This is a genomic window from Streptomyces altiplanensis (assembly GCF_053591575.1).
Genome location: NZ_JBSFUB010000006.1, coordinates 124,192 through 142,839, shown reverse-complemented (window position 1 = coordinate 142,839; position 18,648 = coordinate 124,192). Strand labels below are relative to the sequence as shown.

The following is an 18,648-nucleotide window of genomic DNA, read 5'->3' as shown; positions in this document are numbered from 1 at the left end:
TCAGAGCTTTCTTCCGACGGCTCAGGGGTGATGCTTCACGTCGCGCTCGCCGCCGGGCTCACACCGTCCCCGGATCGCTCTTGGCTGCGTACGACGCTACTCGTCCCCGTCGTGGCCTTTCGCTGCGCCCAGTGTACGGGCCACGCGGCCGGGCGGCCTCCCCGTTTCGCGCGGCGGCGCAGCGCGCGCCGCTCACCCGGATGGCCAGACGCGGTCCGGCGGACTCCGTCCGCGTCCCCGGGGGCGGATTACCGGGCGGAGAGCTGGGCACAACCGATGCAGGCTCGCCGCGCCCGACGCGCGGCCGGGCCGAACCGGCGGCGTGCCCCGTTGCCGCGGGGCTGGAGTCGACTTATCGTCCCAGAACGATTCGCGTGCAAAATCACAATATGTGAAGGGGCCGCGGCCATGGTGGCTAAGAAGACCGCCGCACAGGGCGCAGACGGGACCGGCACGGCGGAGAAGGACCCCGTCGTGCAGAAGACGGCTGTCAAGAAGGCTGCTGCCAAGAAGACCGACGCCAAGAAGACCGACGCCAAGAAGACCGACGCCAAGAAGACCGCCGCGAAGAAGGCGGCACCGGCCAAGAAGGCACCTGCCGAGAAGGCGGCTGCGAAGAGGGCCGCTCCTGCGGCCAAGGGGGCGGCTCAGGCCGCGGAAGAGACAGGAGCCAAGACGGTGGTTGCGAAAAAGGCTACGAGCAGGGCCACGGCCGCCAAGAAGACGGCCGCGGCCACGGCGACGACGCTCCCCAAGTCCCGTACGGCGGCCCCCGACGAGCTCGCGGTCAGGCCGGGGGAGGACCCGTGGACCCCGGACGAGGTCGCCGAGGCGCGGGCCCAGCTGGAGAAGGAGGTCTCCGACCTCAGGGCGGAGATCACCGCCTCGGAGGAGGCGGTGTCCGGACTGATGCGGGACTCCGGGGACGGCGCCGGCGACGACCAGGCCGACACCGGCACCAAGAACATCTCCCGGGAGTACGAGCTGGCACTGGCGGCCAGCGCCCGCGAGCGCCTGGAACAGACCGAGCGGGCCCTGGACCGGCTGGACGCCGGGACGTACGGGCTCTGCGAGGTCTGCGGCAAACCGATCGGCAAGGCGCGCATGCAGGCGTTCCCGCGCGCCACGCTGTGCGTGGAGGACAAGCAGAAGCAGGAGCGCCGCTACTGAGTCCGGGCCGGAGCCGGGGCCGGAACCCGGGCTCACCGGCGAGTCCGTCCCCGAGGCCGTCCGTACGTGTGTGCCGTACCCTCGTGCTCAGTCAGGCACCTAGGTTGAGGGACTCACGTGGCAGAGGCGGAGCGCATCATCGGTATGCCGGATACCCCTGAGACCGGGGGAGCCGAGCCGGAGCGGCCCTCGGACGAGGCGGCACCGGCCGGGCAGCCGGTGGGCAGGGGCAAGCGGAAGATCGCCGTGCTGTTCACGGTGGCACTCGTGGCCTACCTGCTCGATCTGACCAGCAAGATGATCGTGGTGGCCAAGCTGGAGCACCACGAGCCGATCGAGGTCGTCGGCGACCTGCTGAGGTTCGAGGCGATCAGGAACGCGGGCGCCGCCTTCGGCATCGGCGAGGCCTTCACCGTCATCTTCACGATCATCGCGGCCTCCGTGATCGTGGTGATCGCCCGGCTCGCGCGCAAGCTCTACAGCCTGCCCTGGGCCATCGCGCTGGGCCTGCTGCTCGGTGGCGCGCTCGGCAATCTCACCGACCGGATCTTCCGCTCGCCCGGCGTCTTCAAGGGCGCCGTGGTCGACTTCATCGCCCCGGCGAATTTCGCGGTCTTCAACCTCGCGGACTCCGCGATCGTGTGCGGCGGCATCCTCATTGTGATCCTGTCGTTCCGGGGGCTGGACCCCGACGGGACCGTTCACAAGGACTGACAAGGCATACTCGACGGGTGAGTACCATTCCCGAGTTCCGCACCCTGCCCGTTCCCGATGGCCTTGAGGGCGAGCGCGTCGACGCCGCCATCTCCCGGATGTTCGGGTTCTCCCGCACGAAGGCGGCCGAGCTTGCCGCCGCCGGGAAGGTCCAGGTCGACGGGTCGGTGGTCGGGAAGTCCGAGCGGGTCCGCGGCGGGGCCTGGCTCGAGGTGGAGATGCCGCAGGCCGCAGCCCCCGTGCAGATCGTCGCCGAGCCCGTCGAGGGCATGGAGATCGTGCACGACGACGACGACATCGTCGTGATCGCCAAGCCGGTCGGCGTCGCCGCCCACCCCAGCCCCGGCTGGACCGGCACCACCGTGATCGGCGGCCTCGCCGCCGCCGGGTACCGGATCTCGACGTCGGGCGCGGCCGAGCGGCAGGGCATCGTGCACCGCCTCGACGTGGGCACCTCGGGCCTCATGGTCGTGGCCAAGTCGGAGCGGGCGTACACGCTGCTCAAGGCGCAGTTCCGGGACCGGGTCGTCGAGAAGAAGTACCACGCGCTGGTCCAGGGCCACCCGGACCCGATGAGCGGCACCATCGACGCCCCGATCGGCCGCCACCCGAACCACGACTACAAGTGGGCCGTGACGGCCGAGGGCAAGCCCTCGGTCACGCACTACGACCTGATCGAGGCCTTCAGGGCCGCGTCGCTCCTCGACATCAAGCTGGAGACGGGCCGCACCCACCAGATCCGCGTGCACATGTCCGCGCACCGCCACCCGTGCGTGGGCGACCTGACCTACGGCGCCGACCCGACCATGGGCAAGCGGCTCGGCCTGACGCGGCAGTGGCTGCACGCGGTGCGGCTCGGCTTCGAGCACCCGTCGGACGGGCAGTGGGTCGAGTTCCGGAGCGAGTACCCCGCCGACCTGCAGAAGGCGCTGGACGTGATCCGGGCCGAGAGCGAGTGAGCGGACAGCCGGTGAGCGTGCCTGCGTACGACGTCCGGATCGCGGAGGGGCCCGCCGACATGGAGGCCTGTTTCGCCGTGCGCAAGCAGGTCTTCGTCGTCGAGCAGGAGGTGCCCGCCGACATCGAGTACGACGCGTACGACGCCGACGCGGTGCACGTCCTGGCGGTGACCGGCGACGGGCTGCCGCTGGGCACCGGGCGGCTGCTGTACGGCGCCGCCGCGGCCGGCAGGACCGGCGGGGACGCGACGGTCGGCTCCCTCGGCCGGCTGGCCGTCAGCAGGGAGGCGCGCGGGCTCGGCGTCGGGGCGGCGCTGGTGCGGGCGATCGAGCACGCGGCCGGGGAGCGCGGCCTGAGCGCGGTGGACCTGCACGCGCAGACGCACGCGCTCGGCTTCTACGAGCGGCTCGGGTACGTCGCGTACGGACCCGGGTTTTTGGACGCGGGAATCGCGCACCGGGCGATGAGGCGCGCGCTGTAGACCGCGCGCCGCGGCCCGGGCCGTGGCCCCGGACGGCACGCGCGCGTCGCCGTGGCGCCCGGTGGATCCGGCGGGCACGGCATGGGGGGCAGCCCGGCCGGGACGTGTCGCATGGCACGCTTGAGTCCTTGATCGCCGAGGTTTCGAGCCGCCGGATGGTGCACCGTGGATCAATTGGCCCTGTTGTTCGTGCTGTTGCTGGGGGCCGTCGTCACGGTGCCGCTGGGGGAGCGTCTGGGGCTGCCGGCGCCGGTACTGATGACGCTCGCCGGGATCGTCCTGGCGCTGCTGCCGGTCGTACCGAACGTCGAGGTCCCGCCCGAGTACATCCTGCCGCTGGTCCTGCCGCCCCTGCTGTACGCCGCCGTGCAGCGCACCTCCTGGCGGCAGTTCGCCGCGAACATCCGGCCCATCCTGCTGCTGGCGGTGGCGCTCGTCTTCGTCACGACCGCCGCGGTGGCCGCGGTCGCCCACGCCGTCGTCCCGGGGCTGCCGATCGCCGCGGCCATCGCGCTGGGCGCGCTCGTCGCCCCGCCCGACCCGGTCGCGGCGACCGCCGTCGCCGGGTCGCTCGGACTGCCGCGCCGGCTCGTGTCGATCCTGGAGGGCGAGGGGCTGTTCAACGACGTGACGGCCATCGTGCTCTACCACGTGGCGGTCGCGGCGGCGGTGAGCGGGACGTTCTCCTGGCCGACGGCGGTCGGGGAGCTCTTCCTGTCCGCGCTCGTCGCCGTCGTCGTCGGATTCGGGCTGGGCTGGGTCACCGACAAGCTGATGGACTTCCTCGGCGACACGACCCTCCAGATCAGCCTCACGCTGCTGGCGCCCTTCGTCGCCTACGTGCTGGCGGAGGAGTTCAAGGGCTCCGGCGTGCTCGCCGTGCTCGTCATCGCGCTGTACCTCGCGGAGCACGCCGTCGACGCCGACGACGTACTCGGCCGCCTCGCCGGACAGACCTTCTGGGAGATCGTCGACACCCTGGTCACGGGTGTCGCCTTCGGGCTGATCGGTCTTGAGCTGCACAACGTCTTCGGTACGGCCGACGGCCGCCTGGGCGAGATGCTCGGCTGGGGCGCCGCGGTCGTCGGCGTCGTCGTCGGCGTACGCCTGGTGTGGCTGCTCCCCGCGACCTGGCTGGCCAAGCGGCTGCACACGCTGCGGGACTACGACGAGGACATCCCGGTCAGCTGGCGCGAGACCGTCGTCATGTGGTGGTCGGGAATGCGGGGGGTGGCGTCGGTCGCGCTGGCGCTGGCCATTCCGATCACGACGGACGACGGCTCGCCGTTCCCGGCCCGGGACGAGATCGTGTTCGTCGCGTTCTCCGTCATCATGGCCACCCTCCTCGTCCAGGGGCTCACCCTGCCGTGGCTGGTGCGCAGGCTCGGCGTACGCGCGGACACGGGAGCGGAGCGCGAGCTCGAACACGACCTGGCGGTACGGGCGGCGAAGGCGGCCAAGCACAGGCTCCGGGAGATCCAGGAGGTCGAGGACCTGCCGGACGACGTCCTGGACCGGCTGCAGCGGGGCGCGTTCGACATCGCGGCCAGGATCAGCCCCGAGATCGTGGACGACGAGCGGCGCGAGGCGTCCGCGCAGCGCGTCGAGCGGATCAAGTCGGTGCACCGGATCCAGCGGGAGATGATGTCGGCCGCCCGCCACGAGGTGCTCTCCGCGCGCAACGAGCCCGGGGCGGATCCGGAGGTCGTCGACCGGGTGCTGCACCACTTGGACGTGCGCGGCCTCAAGTAGGGCAGGGGCCGTGTCCCCGGCCGCCGCGATCGCCGGGCGGACCCGGCCGGCGGTCTACCCCCGCCCGGTGCGCGGCTTTTCGTCCGTGATCGACGGCTTGCCGTTCGGGGGCTGGGCGGCCGGTGCGGTGGCGATGCGGGGGAGGGCGTACGGATGCTTCTCGCTCAGCCAGCCGATCAGCTGCTCGCGCACGGTGCACCGCACCGTCCAGATGTCGTCCGCGTCCTTGGCGGTGACCACCGCCCGCACCACCACGGTGTTCGGTGTCGTGTCGGTGACGGCCAGGCTCCAGTCGCGGCCGTCCCACTCCTTGCAGGTGTCGAGGATCTCCCGGAGCTTCTCCCGCATCAGGTCCACCGGCGCGCTGTGGTCCAGGTGGAGGAAGACCGTGCCGGTCATCTGGGCCCCGCCGCGCGACCAGTTCTCGAACGGCTTGCTGGTGAAGTACGACACCGGCATGGTGATCCGCCGCTCGTCCCAGGTCCGTACGGCGAGGAAGGTGAGCGTGACCTCCTCCACCACGCCCCACTCGCCGTCCACGACCACCGTGTCCCCTATGCGCACCATGTCGCCGAAGGCGATCTGGAAGCCGGCGAAGAGGTTGCCGAGGGTCGACTGGGCCGCGACACCGGCGACGATGCCGATGATTCCGGCCGAGGCGAGCATCGACGTGCCGACCGCCTTCATGCCGGGGAAGGTCATCAGCATCGCGCCGACCGCCACCACGACCACGACCGCGGTCACGATCCGCATGATCAGCGTCACCTGCGTACGGACGCGCCGTACGCGGGCCGGATCGCGCGTGGTGGACGCGTAGCGGGCGTACGACGACTCCACGACGGCGGAGGCGATCCGGATCACGAGCCAGGCACTGGCGCCGATCAGCACGAGGGAGAGCACCTGGCCGATGCCGGCCCTGTGGTCCTGGACGATGCCCAGGCGGGTCTTCTCGTACGCCCCTCTCAGGACGGCGGCCAGGATGAGGACCTGCAGCGGCACACGGCAGCGGCGCAGCAGGCCCCACAGCGGGGTCTCGTGGTGACGGGCGTCGGTGCGGCGCAGCAGCAGGTCGGCGGCCCAGCCGACGACCAGTGTGAGCACGACCGAGCCACCGATGACGATCAGCGGGCGCAGTACGGTCTCCATGACTCCGAAGCTCAGTGGGAGGATGGCGGGATGGACATCATGCTTTTCCACTCCGTCTACGGTCTGCGCCCGGCGGTGCACGCCGCAGCAGAGCGACTTCGTGCCGCCGGGCACCAGGTGCACGTGCCCGACCTCTTCGAGGGCCAAACCGCCGAGACCGTGGAGGAGGGGATGGCGGTCAAGGACGGCATCGGCCGGGACGAGCTGCTGCGGCGCGCCGTCCTCGCCGCTGCCCCGCACTCCGAGAAGGGTCTGGTCTACGCCGGTTTCTCCTTCGGCGGATCCGTCGCGCAGAACCTGGCGCTCGGCGACGAGAAGGCCCGTGGCCTGCTGCTTCTGCACGGAACCTCGGACATCGCGGACGACGCTTCGGCGCCCGACCTGCCCGTGCAGCTGCATGTCGCGGACCCGGACCCGTTCGAGTCGGACGACTGGCTGAACGCCTGGTACCTGCGGATGCGGCGGACCGGCGCGGATGTGGAGATCTACCGCTATCCCGGGGCCGGGCACCTCTACACCGACCCGGATCTGCCGGACTACGACGCGGGGGCCGCCCAGCAGACGTGGAAGGTCGCGGCCGGGTTCCTGGCGACGCTCTAGCGGTCCGGTGGTCCGGTGGTCCGGCGGTCTCGGGCGGGTGCGGCGTCCTGTCGGGGCACCCACCGGCGGACGGCACAGGTGCGTCCGGCCGCGTGGGCGGCGCGCGGGCCGGGAGCACTTCGTGCCCGGTGCGCGCCGCCTGAGAGGTTCCCGGCGGCCCCCGGCCCGCTCGCGGCGTCAGGGCAGGGGGCCGGGTGGTCAGCCGGCGCGGTAGGCGGTCCAGTTGTCGGTCATCCGCGCGGTCTGGCCCGCGGTGAACTGGTACATGCAGTTGTCGTACGTGTAGTCCATGAAGTTGTGGACCGGGTCGACGCCGGTCTTGCTGGCGCAGGAGTCACGGCCGGTCGGGCACTGGTACGCGGCGCTCTTCTCGGCCGGGGTGTCGGTGACGTAGTCGCCGTTGCCGTTGCAGCCGCCCTGGAAGGTGTGGTACAGCCCCATCCAGTGGCCGACCTCGTGGGTGGCGGTGTCGCCCTCGTTGTAGTTGGCGGCGCTGCCGCCCGGGAGCGAGCTGTCGAGGACGACGACGCCGTCCATCGTCGGGTTGGACCTGTACGAGCTCGGGAAGGTCGCCCAGCCGAGCAGGCCGTCGCTGAGGTTGGCGGTGTAGAAGTTGAGCGCGCCCGCGCCGCCCTGGCGCAGGGCGGCCTTCATCTCCTTCTCGGCGGTCGAGCCGGACGCCAGGTTGTACCAGGAGGCGTTGTCCGTGTAGTCCGTACCGGCCAGCGTGAACTGGAAGTTGGAGTTGACGTTGCCGGTGCCCTGGCCGCCGAAGGCCGAGTTGAGGACCGCCATCTGGTTGTTGATGTCGGTCGCCGTGAGCTTGCCGGCGGCTCCGCTGTGCACGACGTGGAAGTACACCGGGATGGTGGTCACGGCGGTGGCGGAGAAGCCCCTGCCGGTGGTGCCCGACGTGCGCAGCTTGTCGAGTCTCTTGCGCAGGTCCGCGTCCATGGCCTTGGCCTTGGACGCGGTCACCTCGTTGGGCTCGTGGGCGTGCGGGTCGCCGGAGGGGCGCGCCTTGCGGGCGGCGCTCGTGTGGGGCTCATCGACGCACTTCTCGGCGGCGGTCTCGGCGGGGGCCTTGGCGACGGCGGTCCCGGCGGGCGCGGAAAGGGTGGACAGGGCCAGGGTTCCGGCCATCAACGCCGTACCGATGAACCGCTTGCGCAGAAGGGGGGATATACGAGCAAGAGCACGCATGTTGACTCCTCGCGGGGGTGGGCGGGGGTGGGTTCCCCGCCGCTGCCCGGAGGTTATGTGTGCATGTCAGATCTTGATGAGGATCGATCAAGCCCAATCGATCCTCAGGTCAATTGGGGCAACAGGACGAAAGCTTTCGGTCTGGTCCAGACTTTGAGATGCGCAGGTAAGTCCTGGCGCTACCAAGGCGGGTGGTGTGTCCGCATTCGGACGGCGGATTTACGCCACCCGCCTCCTGGTGTGATCTGCCCGTAACGGGCCGCGCGATGGCTGGAATTCGACGGTCAGCGGACCGGCTGGTTCACCCGCTCGACCTTCTGCGTTCCGCTGAGGGTGCGGTACGAGCGCGCCCACCGCGCTGTCGCGTCCTGCCGCCTCTTGTCGGAGACGATGTAGTAGTCCATCTGCGAGCGCTCGTCCGTGACGTCGAGGACGCCGTAGCCGTGGGAGTCCATGTCCAGCCACTTCACATGGCGGTTGGCGGCCCTCACCGCCGAGGCCGCGACCAGCGAGACGGTCTGCGGCGCGACGTGCAGGATGTCGTCGAGGTTGTCGGAGGAGACCGAGGTGACCACGAACTCGGTCGCCGCCGACCGCGACAGCGGGTACGTCGCCGCCTTGACCGGCACGTCATTGGCCCACGCCATGTGGATGTCGCCGGTCAGGAAGACCGTGTTCCCGATCGCCCGGTCCCGGAGGTGGGCGATCAGCTCCTTGCGGTCGTCGGTGTAGCCGTCCCACTGGTCGACGTTGACCGCGAGCCCCTCCTCGGGCAGACCGAGGAGGCCGGCCAGCGGCGCGAGCAGATGGGCCGGTACGGAGCCGAAGGCCACCGGCGAGATCATCACCGACGTACCGACCAGCTTCCAGACGGCGTCGGAGGAGGCGAGCCCCGCCTTGAGCCAGTCCAGCTGGGCGCGGCCCGTCACCGTCCGCTCCGGGGCGTCCACCGCGCCGCTGCCGGTCTTCGCCTGCTGGGAGCGGAACGACCTCAGGTCGAGCAGGTGCAGATCGGCCAGCTTGCCGAAGCGCAGCCGGCGGTAGACGGTGCCCTCGGTGGAGGCGCGGACCGGCATCCACTCGAAGTACGCCTGCTTGGCGGCCGCCACGCGCGCGGCCCACTCGCCCTCCGCGCCCGGCGTGTGGTTCTCCGCACCGCCCGACCAGGCGTCGTTGGCGAACTCGTGGTCGTCCCAGATGGCTATGACCGGGTGCGCGGCGTGCAGGGCCTGGAGGTCGGCGTCGGTCTTGTAGTGGCCGTGGCGGGCGCGGTAGTCGGCGAGCGTGAGGATCTCGTGGGCCGGCTGGTGCTGTCGCACGGTGTACGGGGGCGCCGGGTAGCCGCCCGAGGCGTACTCGTAGAGGTAGTCGCCGAGATGGAGGACCGCGTCCAGGTCGGCGCGGGCGGCGAGATGCCGGTACGCCGCGAAGTAACCCGACTCCCAGTTGGCGCAGGAGACCACGCCGAAGCGCACGCCGGGCGTGGCGGTGTCGGCGGCGGGAGCGGTCCTGGTGCGGGCGGCGGGGGACACCGCGTCGCCCGCGGTGAAGCGGAAGTAATAGGCGGTGGCCGGGCGCAGGCCCCTTACGTCGACCTTGACGGTGTGGTCGGTCGCCGCCCCGGCGGTCGTCGTACCCCGGGCGACGGTCGCCGAGAACCCCTTGTCCTCGGCCACTTCCCAACGCACCACCACGTCGGGGCCCTTGCCGGAGCCCGGCGTGGCCTCAGGGGCGGGGGTCACCCGGGTCCACAGCAGTACGCCGTCGGGCAGCGGGTCACCGGAGGCGACTCCGTGGAGGAACGCGGGGCTCTGTACGTCGGTGGCGTCGGCGGCGGCCGAGGCACTCGTACCGGCGGCGACGGGGACGGCGACGGCGGTGGCGGCGGCGGCCCTGACGACCGTACGGCGGCTGGGAGATGAAACGAATCGGCTGGTCACAGCCGTACATTACTGATCAGTACGACTCAAGGGCGGGCAAACGCAAGAACGTTCGCCCACCCTTGGGTGAAATACCGTGCGGCGGCTACGCCTTGAGGGCCTTGTCGATCGCGGACTTGAACTCCTCCGGCGCCATGGGCGTGCTCTGGCCGTCCGACCCGGTGAGCTTCTTGCCGTCCATCTTGAGCGTCGGGGTGCCCTGCACACCGCTCTTGTCGAAGACGGCCGACATCTTCAGCGCCCAGGCGTCGAAGGTGCCGTCCTGCACGTTCCGCTGGAACTCCTTGTTGCCCTTGAGCGCGTCCACCCCGTCGGCCACCTTGATCAGGTAGTCGTCCTCGGCGAACTTGTCGTCCTGCTCCGCCGGGTGGTTCTTCTGGGAGTAGAGCGCGCCCTTGTACTCCAGGAACGCCTCGGGGCTGACGTCGAGCGCGGCGCCCAGCGCGCTCAGCGCGTTCTTCGAGCCCTCGCCGTTGTCGCTGTTGTCGAGGAAGGTGGCGCCGACGTACTTGAGCTTGTACTTGCCGGCGGCGACGTCCTTCTCGATCGTCTCGCCGTTCGCCTGCTCGAAGGTCGCGCAGATCGGGCAGCGCGCGTCCTCGTACAGCTCCAGGGTCTTCTCGGCGTCCTTCTTGCCGACGACGACGCTCGTGCCGTCCTTGCCCTCGGTGTTCGCGGGCGCGGTGACCTGCGTCTCGTTCTTGGCGGCCTCCCACTGGGAGGGCTTGTTCGCCTGCATGACGGCGTAGCTGATGCCGCCGGCCACCGCGAGGACGCCGACGATCGAAAGGGCGACGATCGCCTGACGGCGCGTCCTGTCCTTCTTGGCCTGGCGCTCGCGCTCGGCGCGCAGTCGCTCGCGGGCCGCCGCCTTGTTGGCCTGGTGGTTGCGTGCACTCATGGTCGTGTTCTCCGTAGGTGAAGAGGGGGGAGGGGCTGCTGGGCTCAGGCGAAGACGCGTGCCGAGCGCGGCGGTCCCCTCCGTCCCACGGAGTGCGCGAACAGACGGCCGTGGAAGGCGGTACGGACCCGGTGGGCGGGCCGCACCGTGCGCCGTACGGACCGGTGGGCCGCGACGGTCACGGCGGCGGCGATCAGCAGCGGCCGGAAGGTGAACGCGGCCAGGGTCCCCACCAGACCGGCGAGCGCCGCCTCGCCGCGCCGCAGCCAGGCCGCGGCGAGCAGCCCCACCGTGACGTGGGCGGCGAGCAGCAGCCAGGGGAGGGCCGGGCCGGGGGAGCCGAGGAGGGCGGCGGCGCTCTCGCGGGAGCCCGAGGCCGGTACGAGCGGGGCACCCAGGCCGGTGCCGGCGCCCCCGCCGCACAGCACGTCGAATCCGACGGAGCGCAGGGAGCCCGTCACCGGGCCGCCCGCGGGTCCGTAACAGAGGTGCTGTCCGGTGGTGAAGACGGTGTCGGCGGCCAGCTCCAGCGGGACGAGCAGGCCGGCGATGGCGCCGAAGCCGCGCTCCCGGCCCGCCAGCGCGTACGCGACGGCGAACACACCGGCCGCGATCCCGGCCACCGCGGTCAGGGGCAGCGGGACCCGGGAGAGCAGCACATGGGACGCGACGGAGAGCGTGACGACGAGCGCGGTGAAAAGCGCCGCGCGCGCCGCTCTCAGCTGCGTCCCGGATACGTCCATGGAACGTGAGTTTGCCACGGCTTCCCGTAAGAGGTCCCTAAAGCCCGGCCGGCCTGCCGGTCAGAGGCCGGGGATCCGGCCGTTGCGGAACAGGTCGACGAAGATCTGGTGGTCGGCCCGGGCCCGCGCCCCGTAGGAGTGCGCGAAGTCCACCAGCAGGTCTGCGAAGTTCTCCTCGTCGCCCGCGATCGCCGCGTCGATCGCCCGCTCCGTGGAGAACGGCACCAGCGAGTGGCCGCTCTCGTCGTCCGCCGCCGCGTGCATCGTGGCGGTGGCCCTGCCGAGGTCGGCGACGACCGCGGCGATCTCGTCCAGGTCGTCGATGTCCGACCAGTCGAGGTCCACGGCGTACGGCGACACCTCCGCGACCAGCTGCCCCGTCCCGTCCAGCTCCGTCCAGCCCAGCCACGGGTCCGCGTGCGCCTGGAGGGCGCGCTGCGAGATCACCGTGCGGTGGCCCTCGTGCTGGAAGTAGTCGCGGACGGCGCCGTCGGTGATGTGCCGGGAGACCGCCGGGGTCTGCGCCTGCTTCATGTAGATCACGACGTCGTTCTCCAGCGCGTCGCTGTTGCCTTCGAGCAGGATGTTGTACGAGGGCAGGCCCGCCGACCCGATGCCGATGCCGCGCCGCCCGACGACGTCCTTCACGCGGTAGGAGTCGGGGCGGGTCAGGCTGGACTCGGGCAGCGTCTCCAGGTAGCCGTCGAAGGCCGCCAGGACCTTGTAGCGGGTGGCGGCGTCGAGGTCGATGGAGCCGCCGTCCGACGAGAAGCGGCGTTCGAAGTCGCGGATCTCGGTCATCGAGTCGAGCAGCCCGAAGCGGGTCAGCGAGCGGGCGGAGCGCAGCGCGCCGAGCAGCGGGCCCTCGGCCGTGTCCAGCGTGAAGGGCGGCACCTCGTCGTTCTTGGCGCCGGTGGCCAGGGCGCGGATGCGCTCGCGGTAGGCGGCGGCGTACGTCCGCACCAGCTCGGTGATCTGCTCGTCGCCGAGGGCCTTGGTGTAGCCGATGAGCGCGACGGAGGCGACGAAGCGCTTGAGGTCCCAGGTGAAGGGGCCGACGTACGCCTCGTCGAAGTCGTTGACGTTGAAGATCAGGCGGCCCTGGGAGTCCATGTACGTGCCGAAGTTCTCGGCGTGCAGATCGCCGTGGATCCACACCCGCCCGGTGCGCTCGTCCAGGTACGGCCCGCCGTGCTGCTCGCGCTCCAGGTCGGCGTAGAACAGGGACGCCGCGCCCCGGTAGAAGGCGAAGGCGGAGGCGGCCATCTTGCGGAACTTGACCCGGAAGGCGGCCGGGTCGGCGGCCAGAAGTCTGCCGAACGCGGTGTCGAAGACGGCGAGGATCTGCTCGCCGCGCTGAGCGGCGTCTGTCTGCTGGACCGACATCGCCGGTTGCCTCCTGGTGCATGACGTTCTTGACAAATGGGACAGGGCTTTCCCTGTTTTCAACGCCCGACCGTACTCGTGAGTGCCCGCTCGTTGTCAGTGGGCCGACGTAGACTTCCAAGCTGTCCCCCCGACCTGTCACCGACCGTTTTGCCGGAGGCCTCCGCCGTGACCAAGCCGCCCTTTACGCACCTCCACGTCCACACCCAGTACTCCCTGCTGGACGGTGCCGCGCGGCTCAAGGACATGTTCGAGGCGTGCAACGAGATGGGCATGTCGCACATCGCGATGACCGACCACGGCAACCTGCACGGGGCGTACGACTTCTTCCATTCGGCGAAGAAGGCGGGGGTGACGCCGATCATCGGCATCGAGGCGTACGTCGCCCCCGAGTCGCGGCGCAACAAACGGCGCATCCAGTGGGGCCAGCCGCACCAGAAGCGCGACGACGTGTCCGGTTCCGGTGGTTACACGCACAAGACGATCTGGGCGGCGAACAAGACCGGCCTGCACAACCTCTTCCGGCTGTCCTCCGACGCGTACGCCGAGGGCTGGCTGACGAAGTGGCCCCGGATGGACAAGGAGACCATCTCCCAGTGGTCGGAGGGCCTCATCGCCTCCACCGGGTGTCCCTCGGGCGAGGTGCAGACGCGGCTGCGGCTCGGTCAGTTCGACGAGGCGGTCCAGGCCGCCTCGGACTACAAGGACATCTTCGGCGAGGGCAAGTACTTCCTGGAGCTGATGGACCACGGCATCGAGATCGAGCGCCGGGTCCGGGACGGGCTGCTGGAGATCGGCAAGAAGCTGAACATCCCGCCGCTGGTCACCAACGACTCGCACTACACCTACGCCCACGAGGCGGGCGCGCACGACGCGCTGCTGTGCATCCAGACCGGCAAGAACCTCTCCGACCCGGACCGCTTCCGCTTCGACGGCACCGGCTACTACCTGAAGTCGACCGACGAGATGTACGCCGTCGACTCCTCCGACGCCTGGCAGGAAGGCTGCGCCAACACCCTCCTGGTCGCCCAGCAGATCGACACCGAGGGCTGGTTCCAGGAGCGGAACCTGATGCCCAAGTTCGACGTGCCCGAGGGCTACACCGAGGTGACGTGGTTCCGCGAGGAGACCATGCGCGGCATGGCCCGGCGGTACCCGAACGGCATCCCGGACGACCGGCTCAAGCAGGTCGAGTACGAGATGAAGATCATCATCGACATGGGCTTCCCGGCGTACTTCCTCGTGGTCGCCGACTTCATCATGTGGGCCAAGAACAACGGCATCGCGGTCGGCCCCGGCCGGGGCTCCGCGGCCGGTTCGATCGTCGCGTACGCCATGGGCATCACCGACCTCGACCCGATCGAGCACGGCCTGATCTTCGAGCGGTTCCTCAACCCCGAGCGCATCTCCATGCCCGACGTCGACATCGACTTCGACGAGCGCAGGCGCGGCGAGGTGATCAGGTACGTCACCGAGAAGTACGGCGCCGACAAGGTCGCCATGATCGGCACGTACGGAAAGATCAAGGCCAAGAACGCGATCAAGGACTCCGCGCGCGTCCTCGGCTACCCGTACGCGATGGGCGACCGGCTCACCAAGGCCATGCCCGCCGACGTCCTCGGCAAGGGCATCGACCTCAACGGCATCACCGACCCCAAGCACCCGCGCTACAGCGAGGCGGGCGAGATCCGGTCGATGTACGAGAACGAGCCGGACGTCAAGAAGGTCATCGACACCGCCAAGGGCGTCGAGGGCCTGGTCCGGCAGATGGGTGTGCACGCGGCCGGCGTGATCATGTCCAGCGAGACGATCACCGACCACGTGCCCGTCTGGGTGCGCCACACGGACGGCGTGACGATCACGCAGTGGGACTACCCGAGCTGCGAGTCGCTCGGCCTGCTGAAGATGGACTTCCTCGGCCTGCGCAACCTCACGATCATGGACGACGCCGTCAAGATGGTGAAGTCCAACAAGGGCATCGACCTGGAGCTGCTCTCCCTCCCGCTGGACGACCCCACGACGTACGAACTGCTCTGCCGCGGTGACACGCTCGGCGTCTTCCAGTTCGACGGCGGCCCCATGCGGTCCCTGCTGCGGCTGATGAAGCCCGACAACTTCGAGGACATTTCCGCCGTCTCGGCCCTGTACCGGCCGGGCCCGATGGGCATGAACTCGCACACGAACTACGCGCTGCGCAAGAACGGCCAGCAGGAGATCACGCCGATCCACCCGGAGCTGGAGGAGCCCCTCAAGGAGGTCCTCGGCGTCACCTACGGCCTGATCGTCTACCAGGAGCAGGTGCAGAAGGCCGCGCAGATCATCGCCGGCTACTCGCTCGGCGAAGCCGACATCCTGCGCCGCGTGATGGGCAAGAAGAAGCCCGACGAGCTCCAGAAGAACTTCGTGCTCTTCCAGGCGGGCGCGAAGAAGAAGGGGTACTCCGACGCGGCGATCCAGGCGCTGTGGGACGTGCTGGTCCCCTTCGCCGGATACGCGTTCAACAAGGCGCACTCCTCGGCGTACGGCCTGGTCACCTACTGGACGGCGTACCTCAAGGCGAACTACCCCGCCGAGTACATGGCGGCGCTGCTGACCTCGGTCAAGGACGACAAGGACAAGTCGGCCGTCTATCTGAACGAGTGCCGGCGCATGGGCATCAAGGTGCTGCCGCCCAATGTGAACGAGTCCCAGTCGAACTTCGCCGCGCAGGGCGACGACGTGATCCTCTTCGGCCTGACCGCGATCCGCAACGTCGGGCAGAACGTCGTGGACTCGATCATCAGGTGCCGCAAGGCGAAGGGGAAGTACTCCTCCTTCCCGGACTTCCTCGACAAGGTCGAGGCGGTCGTCTGCAACAAGCGGACCGTCGAATCGCTCATCAAGGCCGGCGCCTTCGACGAGATGGGCCACACCCGCAAGGGCCTCGTCGCGCACCACGAGCCGATGATCGACAACGTGGTGCAGGTCAAGCGCAAGGAGGCCGAGGGCCAGTTCGACCTCTTCGGCGGCATGGGCGAGGAGGACAGCGACGAGCCGGGCTTCGGGCTCGACGTGGAGTTCTCCGACGTGGAGTGGGAGAAGTCGTACCTGCTGGCGCAGGAGCGCGAAATGCTCGGCCTGTACGTCTCCGACCACCCGCTCTTCGGACTTGAGCACGTCCTGTCGGACAAGGCCGACGCCTCGATCTCCCAGCTCACCGGCGGCGAGCACTCCGACGGCGCGATCGTCACCGTCGGCGGCATCATCTCCGGCCTCCAGCGCAAGATGACCAAGCAGGGCAACGCCTGGGCGATCGCGACCGTCGAGGACCTGGCCGGCTCCATCGAGTGCATGTTCTTCCCGGCGACGTACCAGCTCGTCTCGACCCAGCTCGTCGAGGACACCGTGGTCTTCGTCAAGGGCCGCCTCGACAAGCGCGAGGACGTCCCCCGGCTCGTCGCCATGGAGCTGATGGTCCCGGACGTGTCCTCGGCGGGGACGAACGCTCCCGTGGTCCTCACCATCCCGACGGTGAAGGTCACGCCGCCGATGGTGACCAAGCTCGGCGAGATCCTCAAGCACCACCGGGGCAACACGGAGGTCCGGATCAAGCTCCAGGGGGCCCGCAAGACGACGGTGCTGCGGCTCGACCGGCACCGGGTCCAGCCGGACCCGGCGCTCTTCGGCGATCTGAAGGTGCTGCTCGGGCCGTCCTGTCTGGCGGGATGACCGGCCGGAGCGGCCGAGGACCAAGAGCACGCGCCGGCAGAAGCACACGCAGAAAGCGCGCGCCGGCAGAAGCACACGCAGAAGGGGCGCCCCCGTCGTCACGGGGGCGCCCCTTCTGTCTCCGCGTGGCGTGCGTCAGTTGTGGCCGAAACGCCGCTGGTGCTTACGGGCAACATCGGCAGGGCTGCCCTGGGCGTGCGAATGCTGCTGGATGTGGGATTCGAAGGCGCTGTCCTTCGCCTGGTCGGTTCCACGTATCACGGCGGACGCACGGTCCTGCGGGGAACCCTGCTTGCGGTTCTTGTTCTTGGCCATGGTGCTGCCTCCTGCGGGGGTTCTGGGGGCCAGGGCCGGGACCAGATTCACACAGGCCGACAAAGCCCGCATTTTGGATCATTACTGTGCGTAATTGAGATCGGCGCGGAACAACTTCGTTATCCGCCACGCCGATGATCGAGTTCCCGCCGTTAACCCTCACGTAGTCGGGCAGACTCGAAGGAAGCCCGAAGCACTCCCGAAGCACCTTCCGATCCCGAGGTTCCCGAAAGAGGGTGGAACGCGTGGACCGCTGCGTCGTCCTGGTGGACGCCGGCTACCTGCTGGGCGCCGCCGCGAGCCTGCTCGCCGGAGAACCGGCCCGATCCCGCATCACGGTGGATCACACGGCCCTCATCCAGGGCCTGCGAGAACGTGCCGAAGCGGACACCCAGCAGCCGCTGCTCCGCATCTACTGGTTCGACGGCGCCCCCGACCGCGTACCGCAGCCCGAGCACCGGCGGCTGCGGGTCATGCCGCGCGTGACGGTCAGGCTCGGGGCGCTGACCCGCAGCGACGGGCGCTGGGCGCAGAAGGGCGTCGACGCGGCGATGCACGCGGAGCTGACCGAACTGGCCAGAAACCGCGCCTGCTCGGACATCGTGCTGGTGACCGGGGACGGTGATCTGCTACCGGGACTGATGTCCGCCAAGGAACACGGTGTAGCGGTCCACCTGTGGGCGGTGCAGGCCGCCGACGGGGACTACAACCAGTCCGAGGACCTGGTCGCCGAGGCCGACGAACGGCGCGTGCTGGACCGGGTGTGGATCACCAAGGCCGTACGGGCCAAGGACCTCACCGGGATCTGCGCGCCGCCGCCGGTGCCGCGGCCGGAGATCGCCGCGATCCTGTCGGCCCCGCTGCCGGAGTCGGCGCTCGCCGCCTCGGCGGAGCGGGCGGCGCAGGCCCAGGCGCAGGCGCGGACCGAAGCACCGGACGGAGAAGCAGGGCCGGGTACGGGCACGGCCGTACGCAACGGGTCCCCGGCCGCGAGTCCCGCCTCCTCGTCGGCCCCCGCGTGCACTTCCGCCGCGAACGGGTCCGGCGAGGCGCATCCGCCGCACGGCGCCAGGGTCGTGCCGACCCCGAAGGACCTCGCGAGCCTGCGCGGTCCCGGCGCGCAGGCGGCGCAGCATTCGGCCGGGACCGGGACGGCGAACGGGACGACGGCCGGCACCGCCGGGGCGACCCTGCGCTGGTCGTCCGACAAGGGCTGGGCGGAGCGCCCCGGCGGCAGCCCTCTCGGTGAGCCGGCCGAGACCGCCTCACTGCCGACGCTGGCCCAGCTGACCAGCGCGGAGCAGCGCTGGGCGGACCGCGAGGAGGACATCACCACGGTCGGCGGCGACCCCTTCGAGGTCGGGCAGGTCTTCGCCCGGCGGTGGATGGAGCGGCTGCCGGATCCGGGCCACACCCAGAAGCTCTCGACGATGTACCCGAGGATCCCGCACCGCATCGACGGTGAGCTGCTGCGGTACGCGGCGCGGTTCGGGCTGCTGGCACACAAGGACGACCAGATCGACGAGCACGACCGGTACGCGATCAGGGCGGGCTTCTGGCGCGAGATCGACGTACGGGCTGCGGCCGAGCACGCGACGGCGGGGGAGTAGCGCGGCGGCGGGCAGGGGG

General features: G+C 70.1%; 15 protein-coding genes. 8 read left to right on the top strand and 7 right to left on the bottom strand.

Features of this window, described 5'->3' with window-relative positions; genetic code table 11:
• The first annotated feature begins 408 nt into the window (after positions 1-408).
• From ACWD0Y_RS04610 to ACWD0Y_RS04590, 5 genes are all read left to right on the top strand, one after another.
• Positions 409-1,170 (top strand): TraR/DksA family transcriptional regulator, encoded by a 762-nt coding sequence (locus ACWD0Y_RS04610; protein ID WP_450258998.1) that lies wholly within the window; start codon positions 409-411, stop codon positions 1,168-1,170.
• A gap of 117 nt (positions 1,171-1,287) precedes the next feature.
• Positions 1,288-1,884: a signal peptidase II gene (lspA, locus tag ACWD0Y_RS04605; protein WP_450258997.1), complete on the top strand. Its 597-nt coding sequence runs from the start codon at positions 1,288-1,290 to the stop codon at positions 1,882-1,884.
• 17 nt (positions 1,885-1,901) lie between these two features.
• Entirely contained in the window at positions 1,902-2,843 is a 942-nt protein-coding gene (locus ACWD0Y_RS04600) for an RluA family pseudouridine synthase (protein WP_093801286.1), read from the top strand.
• An 11-nt stretch (positions 2,844-2,854) separates the two neighbouring features.
• Positions 2,855-3,325: a GNAT family N-acetyltransferase gene (locus tag ACWD0Y_RS04595; RefSeq protein ID WP_450258996.1), complete on the top strand. Its 471-nt coding sequence runs from the start codon at positions 2,855-2,857 to the stop codon at positions 3,323-3,325.
• 165 nt (positions 3,326-3,490) lie between these two features.
• Positions 3,491-5,077 carry a Na+/H+ antiporter gene (locus tag ACWD0Y_RS04590; RefSeq protein WP_450258995.1) on the top strand — a complete coding sequence of 529 codons (1,587 nt, stop codon included), beginning with the start codon at positions 3,491-3,493 and terminating at the stop codon, positions 5,075-5,077.
• A 54-nt stretch (positions 5,078-5,131) separates the two neighbouring features.
• Here ACWD0Y_RS04590 and ACWD0Y_RS04585 read toward each other — a convergent pair whose 3' ends face one another.
• Entirely contained in the window at positions 5,132-6,223 is a 1,092-nt protein-coding gene (locus ACWD0Y_RS04585) for a mechanosensitive ion channel family protein (RefSeq protein WP_450258994.1), read from the bottom strand.
• Positions 6,224-6,253: 30 nt separating this feature from the next.
• Between ACWD0Y_RS04585 and ACWD0Y_RS04580 the strand changes: the two genes are divergently transcribed.
• Positions 6,254-6,823: a dienelactone hydrolase family protein gene (locus ACWD0Y_RS04580; RefSeq protein ID WP_450258993.1), complete on the top strand. Its 570-nt coding sequence runs from the start codon at positions 6,254-6,256 to the stop codon at positions 6,821-6,823.
• 198 nt (positions 6,824-7,021) lie between these two features.
• Here the strand turns inward: ACWD0Y_RS04580 and ACWD0Y_RS04575 are convergent, their stop codons facing one another.
• The 5 genes from ACWD0Y_RS04575 to ACWD0Y_RS04555 form a co-directional block, all read right to left on the bottom strand.
• Complete coding sequence (locus ACWD0Y_RS04575) at positions 7,022-8,026, bottom strand: zinc metalloprotease (RefSeq protein ID WP_450258992.1); 1,005 nt, start codon at positions 8,024-8,026, stop codon at positions 7,022-7,024.
• Between the two features lie 284 nt (positions 8,027-8,310).
• On the bottom strand, positions 8,311-9,966 hold the full coding sequence (locus ACWD0Y_RS04570; protein WP_450258991.1) for an alkaline phosphatase D family protein: 1,656 nt from the start codon (positions 9,964-9,966) through the stop codon (positions 8,311-8,313).
• 85 nt (positions 9,967-10,051) lie between these two features.
• Complete coding sequence (locus ACWD0Y_RS04565) at positions 10,052-10,867, bottom strand: DsbA family protein (protein WP_450258990.1); 816 nt, start codon at positions 10,865-10,867, stop codon at positions 10,052-10,054.
• Between the two features lie 44 nt (positions 10,868-10,911).
• The gene (locus tag ACWD0Y_RS04560; RefSeq protein ID WP_450258989.1) at positions 10,912-11,610 is read right to left on the bottom strand and encodes a hypothetical protein; all 699 of its coding nucleotides are present in this window, start codon (positions 11,608-11,610) and stop codon (positions 10,912-10,914) included.
• 60 nt (positions 11,611-11,670) lie between these two features.
• Complete coding sequence (locus ACWD0Y_RS04555) at positions 11,671-12,996, bottom strand: DUF2252 domain-containing protein (protein ID WP_450258988.1); 1,326 nt, start codon at positions 12,994-12,996, stop codon at positions 11,671-11,673.
• A gap of 168 nt (positions 12,997-13,164) precedes the next feature.
• On the opposite strand from ACWD0Y_RS04555, the gene dnaE reads away from it, so the two are divergent.
• Positions 13,165-16,704 carry a DNA polymerase III subunit alpha gene (dnaE, locus tag ACWD0Y_RS04550; protein WP_450258987.1) on the top strand — a complete coding sequence of 1,180 codons (3,540 nt, stop codon included), beginning with the start codon at positions 13,165-13,167 and terminating at the stop codon, positions 16,702-16,704.
• 135 nt (positions 16,705-16,839) lie between these two features.
• Here the strand turns inward: dnaE and ACWD0Y_RS04545 are convergent, their stop codons facing one another.
• Entirely contained in the window at positions 16,840-17,019 is a 180-nt protein-coding gene (locus tag ACWD0Y_RS04545; RefSeq protein WP_450258986.1) for a hypothetical protein, read from the bottom strand.
• A 236-nt stretch (positions 17,020-17,255) separates the two neighbouring features.
• On the opposite strand from ACWD0Y_RS04545, the gene ACWD0Y_RS04540 reads away from it, so the two are divergent.
• A complete protein-coding gene (locus ACWD0Y_RS04540) occupies positions 17,256-18,629 on the top strand; it encodes an NYN domain-containing protein (protein ID WP_450258985.1) in 1,374 nt (457 codons plus the stop codon).
• Positions 18,630-18,648 lie beyond the last annotated feature (19 nt).